This is a genomic window from Stenotrophomonas sp. YJH_SMC_58, assembly GCF_059369635.1.
Genome location: NZ_JCAFSW010000018.1, coordinates 1 through 17,357 on the forward strand (window position 1 = coordinate 1; position 17,357 = coordinate 17,357).

Here is a 17,357-nt window from a genome sequence, read left to right on the forward strand (position 1 = left end):
GCCGTTCAGTGCGCCGCCTACGGCGCCCACGGTGTTGTTGAGCGTGCCGCCCGCGGCACCGCCCACGCTGCCGACCGTGCCATTAAGCGCACCACCGACCGTACCACCGACGCTGCCTACGGCGCCGTTCAGTGCGCCGCCCACGGCGCCCACGGTGTTGTTGAGCGTGCCGCCAACGGCGCCGCCGACGCTGCCGACCGTGCCATTGAGGGCACCACCGACCGCGCTGCCGACCGTACCGACGGTGCCGTTGAGCGCACCACCGACTGCATTGCCTGCGGCGCCGACCGCACTACCCACCAGCCCACCGACACCCAGTGCGCTGTTCTGCGCCGCAACCGTTGCCTGGCCTGCCAGTTTCAGATTGCGATCGGCAACCACTTCCTGGCCATTCGGCGCCTGCACGCGCACCTTGCCGGCAGCACCAGCATCGAATGCTGCGGTGATCGCGCGATCGTGGGCTTCTCCCGGCAGTTCCTCCTTGGCGGGCAGCGTGATCGCCGCCGTCGCCTTTACCTGGCCCTGGGCGTCGATCTGGTGGCCTGCCACCTTCAGCTTCGAATCCAGCGCCCCATCCACAGACGCCTTCAGACCCCGCAGTGCGCCCGCCGACGCGCCGCTGATGCCGGCGGCCGCCTTTGCACCGGTATCGATTGATGCCACCTGCGCGCCGCCAAGACCGATGTTGGCATTCGCTCGGACATCAGCGGCAAGCCTTGGTACGGCGACCTGCTTCGGCGCCGTGTTCGCGGCCAGCTTGACCTGCACGGAGGCCGGCAGCACGTCACGCACCACCGGCAGCGACGCGGTGCTCAACTGCAGGCCGACGCGCGCATCCGCGCTGATCGCCGGGCTGCTCTGGGCCTGGCTTGCGGCAGCCGCGAGGGCTACCTCGGCATCGACCTTGACTGGCATCGGCTGGGTGTACTTGGCTGCAAGAGCCTGCAGATCACGCAGCGACTGATTGGATTCGGATGCTCCCGCATGGCCACTGGCCAGCACGCACAGCAGTGCCAGGGCGAGCGTGGTGGGCATCAGCAGGAAGGCGCGCGGATCCCGCGCGGCGCTGCCGCCGCTGTCGCCGGTGGCCAGTTCCGAGGCCACAACCAGAGCATTGAGCTGGCGGTTCCATACACGCCGGTAGATGCGATTCATGAGCACTTCCCCCGTAGGCGAACAACTTGAATGTCAGTGGACTTGCCGTTAGGCAGGTGACTGACATTTCAGCGTTTGCAACGGTGGCTGCGCACTTCATTCCGGCACGGCAATCGCACATTCCGGCAAATCCACGGCCGGAATCGGCAGCGGGCTATGCAGAAGCGGCAACGATATCGGCAAGCACATGGGCAATTCCGGCAGAAACCACCCCGAAACCCTTGCGGCGCTTGATTCAGGCCGGCTGGCCGATCTGCGCGGGAGCGCGCATCAGCGTATCGCGCGGCAGCTCGCCGAAAACCTTGCGGTAGTTGTCGGCAAAGCGGGAGAGGTCCCACAGGCCACAGCTGAGGGCGATCGCCTTCACCGAACGGCGGCTGGAATCGGCCATGGACAGGCTGCGGCAGGCAGCGCACAGGCGCAGCATCGAAAGATAACGGTTGGGCGAAGTTCCGAACAGATCCTCGAAGGCATAGCGCAGGCCGCGTTCGCTGACACCCGCCGCGTCGCATATCTCGTTCATGTAGATATTGCGGCGCAGGTTGAGCCGCATGAAGTTCTCCGCCCGCTGCGCGATCAGATAATGCGTGCGCCGGGCGCGGCTGCAACCGGGCCGATCGGCGGCGCCTGCGCCGAGCAGGGCCTGCACGTGCTCGTGCAGCAATCGTTCGGTTTCCTGCGGCTGCAGGCCAGCGCCCTGGCCGAGCTGAAGATGCAGCTGCTGATAATGATGGGCGAGTGGTGCCGAATCGTTCGCCAGATTGAACAGTGAAAGTGCCTGGCCCGCGGGCGGTGTGCTGCGCAGGCTCAGTTCGGTCAACTTGCGTTGCACCCGTGCGACCGGCACCAGCATCAGGGTCATGTGCGTACCGGGGCTGAGCGTAAACTCGCTGATGCCTTCGGGCATCACCGTCAGCGCCATCCCCGGTGCAAGCGGCACCCCGTGGCACCAGCTCAGTGTTTCATCGGTGGCGTGCAGATACCCCAGCATCGCCCAGTCGGGTGGCAGCATGAAGCGGCCACGGCAGTGGAAACCGCAACTGATGCTGCAGAACAGGGCTTCCTCATGCACGCGCGAAGCGAAGGCCGCCCGCGGCCCGTTGCCATCGAGCAGCAGCAGTTCGACATCGCACACGCGAAGTACGCCGCCCAGCGTCGCCAGATCGATCGATCGCAGGCCGCTGTCGTCGCTGTCTTCTACCCCACCATCGACCATGACAGTGTCGTCCCCCCGTTGATCCGCAACTCGCTGCGGCCCCCACTGCCTGACAGGGCCACACCATTCCTCCAGGAACCTTCGCCATTGCCGGGATGGCCTCGGCCGGTGCCGCGCGACCAACCCGGTTGAAAGCAGCAACGTGAGAGCGAGTATGCCCGATAATCATCGAAGGTAAACCCGAACTCCGTATTGAAGAAAATAGATACAGAGATGAAGAAAATGTCGTCGCCAGTGGCACGATATTCGCATGCACCACTGGCTCCATCACAATATCTGCACGTCGATGAATCGTTTTGCCAGCGAAAGGATACGCGTCACAGAAACAACCTGAAAGTTTAAGGGCTGCCGCGTTTCTGCCGAATTTGCATATAGGTTCCAGTTGCAGCCAACCGCCATTCAGGCAAAGTCGACGACACGGTGATCCGGTCGCTTCAAAAACGACCACACCTGGGGGAGCGTATGACCACGACCGTATCGCAGAACAGTTCGACCGCCGGCGCATCGCCGCGTGGTTGCGACGTTGCGGCCGGCATTTCCTCCGGGGCAGATCACCAGGAATGAGCACGGCGGGTCATTCCCGTCATGCCACCCCGCCAGGATGTGCGGGGCCCACGGACGATCCCGGCGGAGCCGGGCCACCGCCCAACAGGTGTCCTGCATCTGCAGACAACAAGTAGAGGGAGACAAGGCCATGAACGCATCCATCCGCAAGTTCCTGAAGGAAGAAGATGGCGTCACCGCGCTCGAGTACGGGCTGCTGGCCGCCGTCATCGCCGGCATCCTGATCGCGGTCGGCAACAAGGAGATCAAGGGGTTCTTCGAGACGCTGTTCAAGAACCTCTCCGACCTTGCCACCAAGGCCTCCGGGTCGGCACCTGCGACCGGCGGTGGCGGCTGAGCCTGCGCGCATCGCACATCCCTGCAGCAGTGCTGGGATGTGCCGGTGGCAACTGCAGGCTGTCCAATGACGGACGACGGAGTGTGCGATGACGTTGCTGGGACTATTGGCCATCGGCGTATGCCTGCGGATCGCGATCAGCGATCTGTATGCCCGCCGGGTGCCCAATGCCTGGCTGTTGTCTGCGTCCATCATTGCCGTCGCATTGATCATCGCGGGGCAGTTCAGCACGCCGCGCCAGCCGTGGCTTGCCCACGCAGCGGGCGCGGCGCTCGGCCTGGTGGCCCTGCTGCCGTTCTATGCCATCCGCTGGATGGGCGCCGGTGACGTCAAGTTCTTCGCGGTACTGGGGCTGATGCTGGGCTGGAAAGCCCTGCTGCCGATCTGGATGGTGGCCAGTCTCGCGGCCGGCCTGCACGCGGCAGTGATCATTGTTGGCCGCCGCCTGGGCGTGATGCTGCCCACGGGCCTTCAGATGCACGTCAACCGCGCCAGCAGCCAATGGCAATCGCACCCCGCCCTGCGCGACATGCAGGCCGCGCGCCAGGGACGACATGGCATTCCCTACGCAGCGTACCTGGCCATCACCGGCATCGGCTGGGTCCTGGCAAGCGTCTATGGAGGTGTGGCATGAACATCCGCGATCCACGGCGTCAACGCGGTGCAGCCAGCATCGAATTTGCCCTGATGCTCATGCTGGGCCTGCTGCCACTGCTGCTGTTCACGTTCTCCGGCGTGATGATCATGGCCGCGCAACAGACATTGTCGACGGCCTCGGCCGAGGGCGCTCGCGCGTCGTTGCGCTATGGCAGCCCCAATGAACGGCGTACCGCAGCCTGCGTAGCAGCCCGCAGTTCGATGCAGTGGCTGTTGAAATTCTCTGGACAGGGTGTCGACTGCAGCAATGGCGGCAGCAACGCAATCGTTGTCTCCGCGCAGGCACCTTGCGCCGGCCTGGCCACTGCCCAGTGCATGACGGTGACCGTCAGCTACGACTACGCCAGCCATCCCTTCCTGCCGGGCACCGCCACGCTTTACAAGTGGGTGATGCAGGCCCCCATCCGTAGTGTCGCGGTCGCCCAGCTCGACCTCGGCAGCGGCAACTGACCATCGGCACAGGAGACGGTTCCATGCTCAAGTTGACCCGCATCGCTGCCGTCGCCCTGATCGGGCTGGCCGTGCTGCTGGCGGTGATCGCCTTGATGATCGGGCGCAAGCAGGCCGCGCCGGCCACGGTTGCTCCGGTCGCGCAGAGCGAAGCCCAGGCGATCACCGTGGTAGAGGCGGTGGCACGACTGCCGGCCGGCGAACCGATCTCTGCCAATGGAGTGCGCCTTGCGCAGAGGACCACGGCGGTAGCCGGTGCTGCCACCAGCATCTCGGCCGTGGTCGGCAAGGTACCAGTGCAGGACATCGCCGAGGGCACCGCCATCAGCAGCGGCGCTCTGGCACAGGGATTCTCGCTGCAACTGCGTCCGGGCGAACGCGCGCTGGCCGTCCCGGTGGACGAACTGGTCGGCGCCGGAAACCGCATCCTGCCGGGTGATTTCGTCGATGTCTTCCTCAACCTGCGCAATGCCCAGCCCAACGCCAGCGGTCCGGCAGAGGCCGCGCAGACCCGCCTGCTGCTGTCGCGGCTGCGCGTACTCAGCTACGGTCAACAGGACATCGCTCCGGTCACCAGCGATGCCGTCGCCGGCAACGAAGGCGATACCCGCAACGATCCCCGCGCCGCCGACATCACCGGCAATGGCAGCAATCATGGCTCGGGCAACGAGGCCACCCAGCCGGCACGCAGTGCGGTGCTGGCAGTGCCGGTGGCCGATGCCAACCGGCTGCTGCTGGGTGCGCAGCAGGGAAAGCTGTTCCTTGCCCTGCGCAACCCGGCCGATACGGGGCAACCCGACCTTGCACTGTTCCCACAGGCGCGTGGCGTGATCGATCCCGTGCGTGGCCTCGATGCCGAACAGCAGCTCGCACTGCAGCGGCCGGAGAACCACGCCTTCGCCGGCATCGATGGTGATGCCCTGGCCGGCCGCGGCAACAGCGCAGCCCGCAGCAACCCGCAGCCGCCGGTGCATGCGCCGGCGGCTCGACGCAGCGCACCGCGTGCGTCGGGCATCGAGATCATCCGTGGCGACAGCTCCGCCCCCCGCGGTTCCCTTTGACCTGCATCGAGCGCATCCATGACCGAACGCCGCCGCCCACGCCCCTCCCCCCGCCAGCGCTGGCTGGCCCTGCTGCTGGTGCTGCTGGCTCCGGCAACAAGCGTGGCCGCAGACGATCTCGTGTTGCAGGCGCGTGAGCAGCGCCCGTGGACGCTTCCGGCCGATCTGGAACGGGTCGCCATCGCCGACCCAGGCGTCGCCGACATCGTGATGCTGCGTGGGCAGCGCCAGGCCCTGCTGGTCGGAAAAGCGCCGGGTACGACGACCCTCCTGCTGTGGCACCGCAAGCAGGCCGAGCCGCAACGCCTGCAGGTGCGGGTGCAGAGTGCCGTGCAGGGCGCGGCAGACGGAGGCTCCAACGGGCTGGTGTTCACCCAGCAGGACAACCAGGGCCTGCTGCAGGGAAGCACCGATAGCGTGCTCTCGCACATGCAGGAACAGAAGACCGCGGCCATGGCGCTGGGCAAGGACGGGCTGCTTGCCGACGCGTCGACGGTCAGCAGCGGTGGCGTGGTGCAGGTCGAGGTCAAGGTGGTCGAGTTCAACAAGACCGCATTGAAGCAGATCGGCATCAGCTTCCAGAACCGCAATGGCAGCTTCGCCTACGGCTTCGCCCGCCCGGGCGGCCAGTTGCCGGGCAACACCGGCATCCTGCCGGGCATGAAGGAAGGCAACTCCGGCAACGAGGCCGAGTCGCCCATTTCTTCGGCGTTCCGGCTGGTGTTCGGCTCGACCAAGGGCCTGTGGAACGCCGATGTCGACCTGTTGCAGAGCAACGGCATGGCGCGCGTGCTGGCCGAACCGACCCTGGTCGCATTATCCGGCCAGAGCGCCAGCTTCCTGGCTGGCGGCGAACTGCCGATCCTGGAACCGCAGGGCCTGGGCACCACCACCATCACCTATAAACCGTTCGGCATCGGCCTGACGGTGACACCAACGGTACTGGCTCCCAACCGCATCGCGCTGAAGGTCGCACCGGAAGCCAGTGATCTGGACTACAGCAACGCCATTGCCCTCAATGGCGTGCAGATTCCCTCGATCACCACGCGCCGTGCCGACACCACGGTCGAACTGGGCGATGGCGAGAGCTTCGTGATCGGCGGCCTGGTCAGCTCCAATGTCGTCTCCAACGTCGGCAAGATCCCGCTGCTGGGCGACCTGCCGATCATCGGCTCGTTCTTCCGCAACTTCGACTACAAGCGCCAGGACAAGGAGCTGGTGATCATCGTCACGCCGCGGCTGGTGCAGCCGCTGGCGCGCAACACCGAGCTGCCGTTGCCTGGCGAACGCGAGGCCAAGCCGCACATGCCCGAATGGGGCGCCTGGCTGCTGGGTCCCATCAGCCAGGATCCGGTACCCGGCTTCTCACGCTGATTCCATGATGCCTGCGATACCACGCCCATGCCCTACGCCACTGCCCAGCCGCTGCATCCGCAAGGACCGCCGATGAATCTGGTCCTGTACGGAATGGATCGCGAACTGCTGCCCCGGCTGGCGGCCAAACTGCCGCCGACCACTACCCTGCACTGGCAGGACAGCACCGCGCCGACCTCCGCTCTGGACCTGCAACGCGGGCCGCAGAGCCTTGTGCTGCTGGATTTCCGCCCTGAACATGCCGCCGCCTCCAGCGTGCTGGCGCAGCAACTGCAACAGACCGAACCGGATCTTGCGTTGGTTGCCGTCGGTGCCACCAGTACCGGCCAGGTGGAAGGCATCGTCATTGCATTGCGGGCGGGCCTGCGCGACGTGCTGGACCTGGACAGCGACAACGTCGGCATCGAGGCCGCGCTGCGCCGCGCCCTGGCGCCGCGACCGGCTGCCGCCGCGCAGCACGCGCACAAGGCGCGCCTGATCGTGCTGCTGGGCGTGCGCGCCGGAGTGGGCACCAGTACGCTGGCCGCGCATCTTTCGGTGCTGGCACAGCAGACCCGTGCGCTGGCGCAGGGCGAGGCACTGCAGCAGGATGGCCTGCTGATGGAGCTGGCCCAGCCTTCGGGTGACCTCGCGCTGTACCTCAACCTGGACAGCCGCTTCCATTACGAAGACGCGCTGCGCAACGCCAGCCGCATCGACGCCACCCTCGCCCGCACTGCGATGGCTCGCCATGACACCGGCCTGGTGCTGCTGGACCGCGCCAGCGGCAGCGATGCGGTGCCGCCATCCGATCCGGCTGCGCTGCTGCAGCGCCTGCGCCACGTATTCGCCAGCGTGCTGTGCGATGCCGGTGGCTGCCCGCTGCGGCAGCTACCGCCGCTGTTGCTGGACCAGGCCGACGAGATCTGGCTGGTCACGGACGCTTCGATCGCCACGCTGGTATCGCTCGACCAGGCCTTGAAGCACCTGGCCGGCCAGCGCGAACGGGAGAAGCGCCTGCAGCTGGTGATCAACCGCCACGACGACAGCAGCGGCATGAGTCCCGACCAGATCGCACGCCGATTCGAAGTGCCACTGCTGGCCACGCTGCCCGAACGCCCGCGCGTGCGCCTGGCGGCCAGCCAGGGACATCTGCTGCTGCAGGACGCACCGCGCGACCCCTACCTGCGTGCCCTCGCCCCGCTTGTATCGCGCCTGGATCCGGCTGCCTGCCCGGTCCAGGCCCATGGCCTGCGGGAAAGACTCTCCCTTGCCCTGGGTGGATCGCAATGGAAGACAAGGTAACCCCGTTCCCGCATGCCGCCACCCGCCCGGTGCTGCCCGACAGCGCCCCGGCCCACCTGCCGTTCGCGCAGACCGAGCAGTACCAGAAGGTGCTGTCGGCCGCCCATGAGCACCTGCTCAACAGCATCGAGGACGAGCGCATCGATATCGATTCCTGGGCCCCTGACACCATCGCCCGCTGGGTGCAGGTGCAGACGGTGGGCTTCATCCAGGAATGGCGCATCCCGATCAACGAGGAGGAGATGCAGGTGGTGGCCGAAGGCCTGGTCAAGGAGCTGACCGGCTTCGGCCCGCTCGACGACCTGCTGCACGACCCGACGATCGAGGACATCCTGATCAATGGGTTCAAGGATGTGCATGTCTCGCAGGGAGGACAGCTCAAGCGCGCCACCCAGCGTTTCACCGACGACACCCACCTGCTGCGCATCCTTCGCCGCATCCTCGCGCCGCTGGGCCGCCGACTGGACGACTCCAACCCGATGGTCGATGCGCGCCTGCCCAACGGCGGCCGCCTCAACGCGATCATCTCGCCGCTGGCGGTGGATGGCCCGATGGTGTCCATCCGCAAGTTCCGCAAGGATCCGTTCACCCCCGACGAGCTGCTGGCCAAGGGCACCTTCGATGCGCCGATGCAAGCGCTGCTGAAGGCCATGGTGCTGGGCCGCTGCAACATCCTGGTGTCTGGCGGCACCAGTTCCGGCAAGACTTCACTGCTGAACGCACTGGCCAGCTACGTGCCGCCGAACGAACGCGTGATCACCGTCGAGGACACCGCCGAACTGTCACTCAACCACCCGCACGTGGTCCGCCTGGAAAGCCGCATCGGTGGCGCCGAAGGCCATGGCGCGGTGAGCATCCGCGACCTGGTCCGTAACAGCCTGCGCATGCGCCCGGACCGTATCGTGGTCGGCGAGGTGCGCGGCGCCGAGGTACTGGAAATGCTGCAGGCGATGAACACCGGCCATGACGGCTCGATGGCGACCATCCATGCCAACTCTCCGCGCGACTGCCTGTACCGCATCGAGATGCTGGCCGGGTTCGCCGGATTCCAGGGCAGCGAGGACAGCCTGCGCCGGCAGATCGCCAGCGCCATCGACTTCATCGTGCAGATCTCGCGGCTGGGCAGCGGCCGGCGCGTGCTGGTCTCGATCACGGAAATCACCGGTGTCAGTGACAACCTGATCACGACCCAGGAAATGTTCCGTCACGAACTGCAGATCGATGGCAACGGCAAGGAAATCGATCGCTGGATCGGACTGGGCTTCCACCCGCATTCGCACAAGCTGGAGCCGTTCCGGCAGCAGTTGCGCGAATCGTTGTACGGAGACTTCTGAGCATGGGCACGGGCCTGCTGCTGGGTGTACTGAGCATCATCTCGGTGCTGCTGGCGCTTGCGGTATGGCTGTGGGGCACCGCCAGCAACCGGGAGCAACGCCAGGCTTCGCTACAGCACGCCGAGCAGCAGCTGGCTCGCGGAGGCGCCAGTGGCGGAGCCCCGGCCGGGGCATCCGTAGCCGCCGCTAACGACCCGGCGCGACCGGCAAGTGCCGGGCGCCGGGTGTTGCCGCTGGACGGCCTGCTGCAACGTGCGGGCCTGCAGACGGGTTGGAAGCTGCCCATCATGATGCTGGTGCCGGGACTGGTGCTTTCGGTCGTGGCCATGCTCAGGCTCGGTACGGCGTGGATGTTCCCCCTGACCCTGCTGCTGTACCTGCTGGCCTGCTGGCTGTGGGTCATGCGCCGCACCACGAAACTGCGCGCACAGCTGCTGCACCAGCTGCCCGACTTCCTCGACAACCTGGTGCGGCTGACCGCGCTCGGCAACAGCCTGCAGGCTGCCTTCCAGGTGGCATCGATGCAGACCAGCGCGCCGCTGCGCGGACTGCTGGACACCACCGTGCGCTACGCGCGCAGCGGCATGGACCTGGACCGTGCCCTGAGCCTGGCGGCACAGCCCTACCGGATGGATGTGCTCAAGGTGCTGTCCGTCGTGATCGGTGTCAGCGTACGCATCGGCGGACGCTCCGATCAGATCCTACAGCGCATGGGCGATTTCATGCGCGACCTGGAGCAGGCCCAGCAGGAGCTGGCCGCGACCACGTCGGAAACGCGCATGTCAGCCTGGGTGCTCGGCCTGCTGCCACCGGCCAGCGCGGTGCTGATGGCCATATCGAGCCCCGAATTCTTCCAGCCGGTGCTGCACGATCCGCTGGGTCACAAGATCCTGTTGATCGCGCTGGGGCTGGAGCTGTTTGGCGCTTTCCTGCTCTACCGCCTGGCCAAGTCGCTATGACCACCCGGATCCGCCACGGAGGTGCCCGATGAGTGCCAGCACCTGGTTTGCCCTGTCGCTGCTGGTTCTGGCCGCCGGTGTTGCCCTGCTGGGCATCGCCGGATGGGTACGCAGCCATCGCGAACAGCGCACTTCGGCCACTTTGAAGACCGCACTGCAACCGCGGGATGAGGCGCGCGACACGGAGGCCGCGCGCCGTGATTCGCTGGGTTGGCTGGAACGCTTCGGGCGCGCGCTCAGTGGCGGCCGCCTGGAATCTGCATTGCTGGCCAATGAAGACCGGCTGCTGCTGGACCTGGCGGGCTGGAACACACGTCGTGGCACCGCCATCTATCTTGGCCTGCGCCTGCTGCTGGGCGTGCTGGTGCTGATGCTGGCCCTGGCGTTCAGCAGCGCCCAGGGGCTGGCCAGGATGATGGTCGTGATCGGTGCGCTCGCGGCAGGCCTGCTGCTGCCGAAGTTCATCCTCTCTTCGTGGGTGAAGCGGCGCCGGCGCGCCGTCGACAACGAGCTGCCCCTGCTGATCGACCTGCTGCGCCTGCTGCAGGGCGTGGGCTTCAGCATGGACCAGAGCCTGCAGACGCTGGGCGACAAGCTGCGCGACGCGTTGCCGGTGCTTGGCGGCGAGTTGCAGGAGGCCAACGTCGCGTACACCCATGGCCGCACGCGCGCGCAGTCCCTGCGCCGGCTGAGCGAGGTCTACGCCGATGATGACCTGACCAGCCTGATGCAGTTGATCCTGCAGGTGCACGCGCATGGCGGCGCAGTGCAGGAACCACTGCGGCAGTTCAGCATCCGGTTGCGCGAACAGCGCCGCAACACCCTGAAGGAAAAGGTTGGCAAGCTCTCGGTGAAAATGACCGTGGTGATGATGCTGACCCTGCTGCCAGCGCTGATGCTGGTTCTTGCCGGACCGGCGCTGGTCGCGCTGGCCACCACCATGTCCAAGATGGGATCGCCCTGATGCCTGCCCTGCGCACCTCCTGCCTGTTGCTCGCCCTTGCCGCCGTCGCCAGTGGTTGTGCGTCGACCACGCCGAAGTACCTGCGCGCGCCCAGCCTGGCCGCGCCCGAACCGGCGCCGCAGGACAGCCGCAATGCCTACCTGGAACTGATCGGGCGCATGCAGCAGCAGGGTGCCTGGTATGCCTCGCTGGCCCACGTCGATGCCTTCCGCCAGCGCTATGGCGACCCGCCGGCGTTGCGCCTGCTGCAGGCCGACGCCCTGCGCGAGACCGGCCAGGCCGACGCTGCCATCGCCCTGTACCGCGAGCTCTCCAGTGGCCCGCAGGCCGCTGCAGCCGCACACGGCCTGGGCCTGATCGCCGCGCGCCGAGACGATGATGGCGGCAGCGAGGAGGCACTGGCCCGAGCCACGCTGCTGCAGCCATTGAACACCGATTACCTGGGCGATCTCGGCTATGCACGTCTGCGTGCAGGTCAGTTCGAACAGGCGCGTGAACCGTTGGCCAAGGCGCTGGAGCTGTCTCCAGGCAATCCCAAGGCCACCGCCAACCTCGCCCTGTGGGCGGTGCTGCGTGGCGACACCACCACTGCAGAGCGCCTCGCCGGACAGGCCAATCTCAACGAGGACACCCGCCGCAGCATCCAGCAACAGGCCGCGCAGATCCGTGCCCGCCTGCAGCAGCGCCAGGCCGCCGCGGCAGCTGCCGCAGTCGTGCCGGCCCCTGCGCGTGCTACCGCCAGCGATGCCGGCAGCAACCGGCCCGGCGCTACGCGACTGGCGGCGGAACCACGCCGCGACAGCCGCGATGAGCGCGATCCGCAGCGCCTGCCGCCCTCGATGCTGGAACGCTTCAGCACCTCCGATCAGCCGAACGGAAACACTCCATGAGCGCCATGCCCCTGACCCGACACCTGTTGCCTGCACTGGCCTGCCTGCTGTTGACCGGCGGCGCGCAGGCGCAGCAGCAACCCCTGACCGGGCAGATGCTTGGCTGCAGCACGCCCGCTGCGCCGCCTTCGCAGCCGCTGCAGTCCGAGTCACTGGCCACCGTGGATCTGGCGACCCCGCCGGCACCGGTGCCGCAGGCGGCGCCTGCAGCGGTCGCCACCACCGACGGCAACGCTGCAGCCGCGCGACCCGGCCGCAGCCGGATCGGCGACACCACGCGCGACCTGTTCCGCCTGCAGGCATCAGGGCAGCAGGCCGGGCAACGCCTGCCGATCCTCGGCGACCAGGCCACGTTGAGCTACGCCCGCTACATGAAGAGCTTCGAACACGAGATCCCGGACTTCTTTGAAACCGATGTCGCCAAGTCCAAGGGATCATCCTCATCGGGACGCTGAGGTAGGCCATGAAACGCCCACGCCAGTTCAGTTTCGGCCGCCCACGCGGCGGCATGTCGGTCACCATGATGCTGGTCATGCTGGCGCTGCTCGCCATGCTGGGCCTGGTAGAGATCGGCTATCTGTTCTGGGCCAAGCGTGACGCACAGAAAGTCGCGGACCTCGCTGCACTGGCCGGTGCACAACGGCTGGAGCTGTGCACGTCTGACAACAGCGACAACAGTGCAGCGCGGCAGAGCGCGGTCACCCAGAACAGGTTTGCAGGCACCGTGCAGATCCGCTGCGGCAACTGGAGCGCCACACGCAGCACGTCGAACCGCTTCGTCACCACCATCGATGCCAGCAACCCGCGCAATGCCGTGCAGGTAGTCGCGCAGCGCAGCGTGCTGCCGTTCTTCGGCCAGAACACCGGCCTGCCCACCGTCAGCGTGGAGGCCGTAGCCCGCCGTTCGGAGCCCACTGCAGTATTCGCGGTCGGTTCGCAGCTGCTGCGCACCAATGGCGACTCGGTACTGTTGTCGACCCTGCGCCTGGTCGGCCTGGATGTGACCAACGCCACCGTGCTCTCCTATGACGGCCTCGCCCAGGCCAACATCACGCCGTCGGGCCTGCTCAAGGCGTTGAACATCCCGGTCAGCGCCAACCTCAGCGTGGCTGACTTCAACCGGCTGCTGTCGGTCAACAAGGTCTCGCTGGCACAGCTGGTCGATGCCACCGCCACCGTGGTCGGCCGCGACAGCACCGTGGGCGTACAGCTGCGTGCACTGTCCGATCTGGTCGCCACCCAGCTGGACATCAACAAGCTCAACATCGTGCTGGGCAGCCAGTCCGGTGGCGGCGGTCTGTTCGCCGAAGTGGTCTCGCCCGATGGCACGATCGGCAGCGCGCTGGAAGCGAAGGTCAACGTGCTCAACCTGATCAGTACCGCCATCTCCATCGCCAACGACGGCAATGGCGTTGCGGTGAAGGGACTGGACCTGCTGGGCATCAACATCCAGGCCGGCGTGGTGGAACCGCCCTCGATCGCCATCGGTGGCGTCGGCACACGCGCGTACAACGCGCAGGTGCGGCTGATGGTGGACGTGGACAGCAACAACCTGTTCGCGGTGGGCCCGTTGCTGAACCTGCTCGGCACGCGCCTGCACCTGCCACTGCATGTCGATGTCGCCAACGCGATGGGCACGCTGACCGGTATCCAGTGCGGCGCCAGTCCACCCAAGGCCACCATCCAGGTCGATTCGTCGGTGCTGCGCGCCTGCGTCGGTAATGTCGACCCGGCGCAACGCTTTTCCAGGAGCAATGTCTGCGACGCCACCCTGAAGAACGAGCAGTTGCTGAGACTACTCGGACAACCCCTGATCAATGACAGGATCACCCTGCCCGCCCTGACCGGCTCCCAGAACCTGACCCTGGCCGCCGGCGAGACCGCCTCGACCCGGATCAACCCGCTGGCAGTAGGCAACGCGGTGTCGGACCTGGTCAATGAACTGCTGCGCGTGCTGTCAGGCATGCTCAACTCACCCAAGCAGGGCATGAGCACCAACGACACTGCCAAGGCACTGGCCGACCGCTACCTGCAGGCGGCCTTTCCCACTGGCGGGCGCTACAACGTCGATCAGGTCATTCCGTTGCTGCGCGATGGCGACCCGGCACGCAACCTTGCCCCGCTGGGCAACTGGACGGTGAAGAATGGCGTCCCCAAGCCCTGCCTGCTGGGCTTGACCACCTGCTGGGAAGACGGTTCGGTGTGGACCGGCTACAGGACCACGGTCACCGGCCAGGGCCTGGGCCTGCTCGATGGCCTGCTCGGCTCGCTGGTCGGTGGCCTGCTGATCAACCGCTGCGACAGCCTGCTCGGCAACCTGATCGACTACAACGGCTGCGTGCGCAACAACCTGGCCTCGTACATCCAGACCGCGCCGGCCGGCTTCCTCGATGGTGCAGGGGGGACAGGTGTCACCAATCCCGATGGCAGCATCAGCTGCAGCGGGCTGCTGTGCACGCTGCTCAAGCCGATCCTGGCCGCCCTGCGGCCGGTGCTCAACAGCGTCGGCACCCTGCTGACCAACCTGCTGGCCAGCGTGCTGGGCCTGGAACTGGGCCGCACCGACGTCAACGTGCAGTCCATCCAGTGCAGCGCGGCGCAGCTGGTCTACTGACCCGTGACCGGCGCCCTTGGCGGCGCCTGCGCCCATGCTAGACTCCCGGCGGGGAACCACCTTCATCTCAACCCACACTCATCCGTGGATGGTCTAGACATGCGAGAAACTTCAGGGGGCGCGGTCTTCGCCCGGCACGCGCGCGGCGCGGCACTGCTGGCCGTGGCCATGATGCTGGTGGCACCGGCGGCCATGGCTGCCCGTGGCGACCGCGAAGCAGCAGAGCCGGCCGCACGCAGCGCGCCGGTGGTGCGCAACACCGTTGACGAGCTCAAGCAGCTGATGGATTCGCGCCAGCTGACCGAGCTGCGCACGACCTACAACGGCAACTATGGCGCCAGCCTGCTGTTCAACGCCAACACCCTGACCTACTACGTCGCCCTGTTCCAGGAGAAGAACTTCTGGCGGGTGATCAAGACCGATGCGGTCGACAACGCCGAGCGCGTCTACCGTACCTTTGCCCAGCAATCGGAACAGCTGGCGCAGGTCTACATCGATACGACCCGCCTGGAAGCCGGCAAGCGCTACACCGAGCGCCTGGTGGCCTACAACGAGGAGCGCCTGCGCGCCCTGCAGCAGGAAATGGAACAGCAGCAGGCGCAGTCGGCCCAGGTCAGCGCCGCCCTGCAGCAGGCGCAGCAGCAGGCAGTCAGCCTCAGCACCGACGTGCAGAGCACCAACAGCCAGCTGGATGCCCTGCAGCGCCGCATCCAGATCCTGCAGGCCGAACAGGGCAACCCGGAGCTGAGCCTGCCCAAGCCGGAAGGCGTTCCCTCGCCGGCACCGGCTGCCGCCAGCGACGGGCGCTGAAGGCCAGCGCACAGTAGTCCCGCACGACGGCGCCCTTGGGCGCCGTTGTCGTTTCCATCATTACCGGATTCAGCGGCACGCGTCGTACACCGCGTCATCGAGCTGCCGACGCTGTACGAAGTCCAGGCGCTTGGCCTTGGCCAGCACCTCCCCGCGGCGCTGTCGTGCGCGCTCACAGGCCCTGGGGTCCGTGCTGATGGGTATCAGCGCGGCCTGCGGCCGCCCCGAGCGCACGGTGCGCGGTCGCGCCGGCACCGCGCTGCCCGCGCCGGCCGGCTTTGGCACCGGTCCGCGTGACAGCGACTGCTCCTCGGGCACCTCCCAGCGCCATTCCGCATGCCCCTGGCAGGGTGTCTGCTGATAGACCGGATGTGGCCCGTCCACGCATTTGTACACGTTGGTCTGCGCATGAACCGCCGTGACCAGCATCAGGCACAACAGTGGGCTGCATCGCATTCTCGGCATCGCGGGCTCCTCGACCAGGCTGCCGCCATCGTCTGTGCGGTGGCCGCTTCATGCCAGAGCGATACGCGTCACAGTCCGGGCAATCCAGCACAGCCGTGCAAGCCGTCCGATGTGCACTGCGATGTACTGCCGAAGGCACCGGCACCGCTGCCAGTGCCTTCCCTCCCTTCCGCCAAGGAACCCGCAATGAGCAATTACGTCACCGTCGCCGATGGCGCCCGCATTTTCTACAAGGATTGGGGTACCGGCCAGCCGGTCGTGTTCGCCCACGGCTGGCCGCTGTCGTCCGATGCCTGGGACCCGCAGATGCTGTTCATGGGCCAGAACGGCTTCCGCGTGATCGCCCACGACCGTCGCAGCCACGGCCGTTCGAGCCAGACCTGGGATGGCAACAACATTGACACCTACGCCGATGACCTGGCCGCAGTGATCGAGGCGCTGGACCTGAAGGACGCGATCCTGGTCGGTCATTCCACCGGCGGCGGCGAAGTGGCCCACTACATCGGCCGCCACGGCAGCAAGCGCGTGTCAAAAGTGGTGCTGGTCGGCGCCGTGCCGCCGCTGATGCTGAAAACCGACGCCAATCCGGCCGGTACCCCGCTGGACGTCTTCGACGGCATCCGCAAGGGCACGGGCGGTGACCGCTCGCAGTTCTTCAAGGACCTGACCGCACCGTTCTTCGGTGCCAACCGCGATGGCAATACCGTTACCCAGGGCATGCGTGATTCGTTCTGGCTGCAGGGCATGCTCGGCGGCGTCAAGGGCCAGTACGACTGCGTGCACGAATTCTCGGAAGTGGACTACACCGAGGACCTGAAGAAGATCGACGTGCCGGCGCTGGTGGTGCACGGCGATGACGACCAGATCGTCCCGTTCGATGCCTCGGCGAAGCTGTCCTCGCAGATCATCAAGAATGCCGAGCTGAAGGTGTACGTCGGTGCGCCGCATGGCCTGACCGTCACCCACGCCGACCAGTTCAACGCCGACCTGCTCGCGTTCGCGCGCAGCTGATGTGCCGCGGCGGCGCCGCACCGGTGCCGCCGCCCCTTCGGTAGTGCCGGCCGCTGGCCGGCAACCCGATCACCATCGTGATCACGCGCAGCCGGCCAGCGGCCGGCTCTACCAACGGCGGGTCAAACGCCTCTGCTTCGGTAGTGCCGGCCGCTGGCCGGCAACCCCATCATCCATCGTGATCACGCACAGCCGGCCAGCGGCCGGCTCTA

General features: G+C 66.8%; 17 protein-coding genes. 14 read left to right on the forward strand and 3 right to left on the reverse strand.

Annotation, left to right across the window (positions count from 1 at the left end):
• Positions 1 to 1,155: ESPR domain-containing protein (locus tag AC5P68_RS17540; protein ID WP_495222160.1), on the reverse strand; the 1,155-nt coding region annotated here is incomplete at its 3' end.
• A gap of 235 nt (positions 1,156 to 1,390) precedes the next feature.
• On the reverse strand, positions 1,391 to 2,371 hold the full coding sequence (locus tag AC5P68_RS17545; protein WP_005409990.1) for an AraC family transcriptional regulator: 981 nt from the start codon (positions 2,369 to 2,371) through the stop codon (positions 1,391 to 1,393).
• Positions 2,372 to 3,065: 694 nt separating this feature from the next.
• Between AC5P68_RS17545 and AC5P68_RS17550 the strand changes: the two genes are divergently transcribed.
• The 13 genes from AC5P68_RS17550 (at position 3,066) to AC5P68_RS17610 (ending at position 15,669) form a co-directional block, all read left to right on the forward strand.
• Positions 3,066 to 3,272 (forward strand): Flp family type IVb pilin, encoded by a 207-nt coding sequence (locus tag AC5P68_RS17550; RefSeq protein WP_043035237.1) that lies wholly within the window; start codon positions 3,066 to 3,068, stop codon positions 3,270 to 3,272.
• An 88-nt stretch (positions 3,273 to 3,360) separates the two neighbouring features.
• Positions 3,361 to 3,906: an A24 family peptidase gene (locus AC5P68_RS17555; RefSeq protein ID WP_088470602.1), complete on the forward strand. Its 546-nt coding sequence runs from the start codon at positions 3,361 to 3,363 to the stop codon at positions 3,904 to 3,906.
• Positions 3,903 to 4,379 carry a TadE/TadG family type IV pilus assembly protein gene (locus tag AC5P68_RS17560; protein WP_111108730.1) on the forward strand — a complete coding sequence of 159 codons (477 nt, stop codon included), beginning with the start codon at positions 3,903 to 3,905 and terminating at the stop codon, positions 4,377 to 4,379. The genes AC5P68_RS17555 and AC5P68_RS17560 overlap by 4 nt, the downstream gene beginning before the upstream one ends.
• Before the next feature lie 23 nt (positions 4,380 to 4,402).
• Entirely contained in the window at positions 4,403 to 5,440 is a 1,038-nt protein-coding gene (gene cpaB / locus AC5P68_RS17565) for a Flp pilus assembly protein CpaB (protein WP_111108731.1), read from the forward strand.
• Positions 5,441 to 5,458: 18 nt separating this feature from the next.
• Entirely contained in the window at positions 5,459 to 6,814 is a 1,356-nt protein-coding gene (locus AC5P68_RS17570) for a type II and III secretion system protein family protein (protein WP_111108732.1), read from the forward strand.
• 27 nt (positions 6,815 to 6,841) lie between these two features.
• A complete protein-coding gene (locus AC5P68_RS17575) occupies positions 6,842 to 8,098 on the forward strand; it encodes a CpaE/TadZ family protein (protein WP_111108733.1) in 1,257 nt (418 codons plus the stop codon).
• On the forward strand, positions 8,083 to 9,432 hold the full coding sequence (locus tag AC5P68_RS17580) for a TadA family conjugal transfer-associated ATPase (RefSeq protein WP_005413742.1): 1,350 nt from the start codon (positions 8,083 to 8,085) through the stop codon (positions 9,430 to 9,432). The genes AC5P68_RS17575 and AC5P68_RS17580 overlap by 16 nt, the downstream gene beginning before the upstream one ends.
• Before the next feature lie 2 nt (positions 9,433 to 9,434).
• Positions 9,435 to 10,391 (forward strand): type II secretion system F family protein, encoded by a 957-nt coding sequence (locus AC5P68_RS17585; protein ID WP_043035231.1) that lies wholly within the window; start codon positions 9,435 to 9,437, stop codon positions 10,389 to 10,391.
• A 28-nt stretch (positions 10,392 to 10,419) separates the two neighbouring features.
• Positions 10,420 to 11,355 (forward strand): type II secretion system F family protein, encoded by a 936-nt coding sequence (locus tag AC5P68_RS17590; protein WP_088470604.1) that lies wholly within the window; start codon positions 10,420 to 10,422, stop codon positions 11,353 to 11,355.
• A complete protein-coding gene (locus tag AC5P68_RS17595) occupies positions 11,355 to 12,245 on the forward strand; it encodes a tetratricopeptide repeat protein (RefSeq protein WP_049404151.1) in 891 nt (296 codons plus the stop codon). The genes AC5P68_RS17590 and AC5P68_RS17595 overlap by 1 nt, the downstream gene beginning before the upstream one ends.
• Positions 12,242 to 12,700 (forward strand): DUF3613 domain-containing protein, encoded by a 459-nt coding sequence (locus tag AC5P68_RS17600; protein ID WP_111108734.1) that lies wholly within the window; start codon positions 12,242 to 12,244, stop codon positions 12,698 to 12,700. The genes AC5P68_RS17595 and AC5P68_RS17600 overlap by 4 nt, the downstream gene beginning before the upstream one ends.
• Before the next feature lie 8 nt (positions 12,701 to 12,708).
• Positions 12,709 to 14,859 carry a TadG family pilus assembly protein gene (locus tag AC5P68_RS17605; protein ID WP_049404145.1) on the forward strand — a complete coding sequence of 717 codons (2,151 nt, stop codon included), beginning with the start codon at positions 12,709 to 12,711 and terminating at the stop codon, positions 14,857 to 14,859.
• Between the two features lie 99 nt (positions 14,860 to 14,958).
• On the forward strand, positions 14,959 to 15,669 hold the full coding sequence (locus tag AC5P68_RS17610) for a DUF2968 domain-containing protein (protein WP_049404146.1): 711 nt from the start codon (positions 14,959 to 14,961) through the stop codon (positions 15,667 to 15,669).
• 69 nt (positions 15,670 to 15,738) lie between these two features.
• Here AC5P68_RS17610 and AC5P68_RS17615 read toward each other — a convergent pair whose 3' ends face one another.
• Entirely contained in the window at positions 15,739 to 16,134 is a 396-nt protein-coding gene (locus AC5P68_RS17615) for a hypothetical protein (protein WP_024958102.1), read from the reverse strand.
• 186 nt (positions 16,135 to 16,320) lie between these two features.
• Between AC5P68_RS17615 and AC5P68_RS17620 the strand changes: the two genes are divergently transcribed.
• On the forward strand, positions 16,321 to 17,145 hold the full coding sequence (locus tag AC5P68_RS17620; protein WP_049404147.1) for an alpha/beta fold hydrolase: 825 nt from the start codon (positions 16,321 to 16,323) through the stop codon (positions 17,143 to 17,145).
• Positions 17,146 to 17,357: the final 212 nt, after the last annotated feature.

What these genes read in the sequence shown, in the direction of transcription:
- AC5P68_RS17590 (WP_088470604.1), top strand. Translation starts at nt 10,420, where the DNA reads ATGAGTGCCAGCACCTGGTTTGCCCTGTCGCTGCTGGTTCTGGCCGCC.
- AC5P68_RS17610 (WP_049404146.1), top strand. Translation starts at nt 14,959, where the DNA reads ATGCGAGAAACTTCAGGGGGCGCGGTCTTCGCCCGGCACGCGCGCGGC.
- AC5P68_RS17545 (WP_005409990.1), bottom strand. Translation starts at nt 2,371, where the DNA reads ATGGTCGATGGTGGGGTAGAAGACAGCGACGACAGCGGCCTGCGATCG.
- AC5P68_RS17575 (WP_111108733.1), top strand. Translation starts at nt 6,842, where the DNA reads ATGCCCTACGCCACTGCCCAGCCGCTGCATCCGCAAGGACCGCCGATG.
- AC5P68_RS17600 (WP_111108734.1), top strand. Translation starts at nt 12,242, where the DNA reads ATGAGCGCCATGCCCCTGACCCGACACCTGTTGCCTGCACTGGCCTGC.
- AC5P68_RS17560 (WP_111108730.1), top strand. Translation starts at nt 3,903, where the DNA reads ATGAACATCCGCGATCCACGGCGTCAACGCGGTGCAGCCAGCATCGAA.
- AC5P68_RS17550 (WP_043035237.1), top strand. Translation starts at nt 3,066, where the DNA reads ATGAACGCATCCATCCGCAAGTTCCTGAAGGAAGAAGATGGCGTCACC.
- AC5P68_RS17595 (WP_049404151.1), top strand. Translation starts at nt 11,355, where the DNA reads ATGCCTGCCCTGCGCACCTCCTGCCTGTTGCTCGCCCTTGCCGCCGTC.
- AC5P68_RS17555 (WP_088470602.1), top strand. Translation starts at nt 3,361, where the DNA reads ATGACGTTGCTGGGACTATTGGCCATCGGCGTATGCCTGCGGATCGCG.
- cpaB (WP_111108731.1), top strand. Translation starts at nt 4,403, where the DNA reads ATGCTCAAGTTGACCCGCATCGCTGCCGTCGCCCTGATCGGGCTGGCC.
- AC5P68_RS17585 (WP_043035231.1), top strand. Translation starts at nt 9,435, where the DNA reads ATGGGCACGGGCCTGCTGCTGGGTGTACTGAGCATCATCTCGGTGCTG.
- AC5P68_RS17580 (WP_005413742.1), top strand. Translation starts at nt 8,083, where the DNA reads ATGGAAGACAAGGTAACCCCGTTCCCGCATGCCGCCACCCGCCCGGTG.
- AC5P68_RS17620 (WP_049404147.1), top strand. Translation starts at nt 16,321, where the DNA reads ATGAGCAATTACGTCACCGTCGCCGATGGCGCCCGCATTTTCTACAAG.
- AC5P68_RS17605 (WP_049404145.1), top strand. Translation starts at nt 12,709, where the DNA reads ATGAAACGCCCACGCCAGTTCAGTTTCGGCCGCCCACGCGGCGGCATG.
- AC5P68_RS17570 (WP_111108732.1), top strand. Translation starts at nt 5,459, where the DNA reads ATGACCGAACGCCGCCGCCCACGCCCCTCCCCCCGCCAGCGCTGGCTG.
- AC5P68_RS17615 (WP_024958102.1), bottom strand. Translation starts at nt 16,134, where the DNA reads ATGCCGAGAATGCGATGCAGCCCACTGTTGTGCCTGATGCTGGTCACG.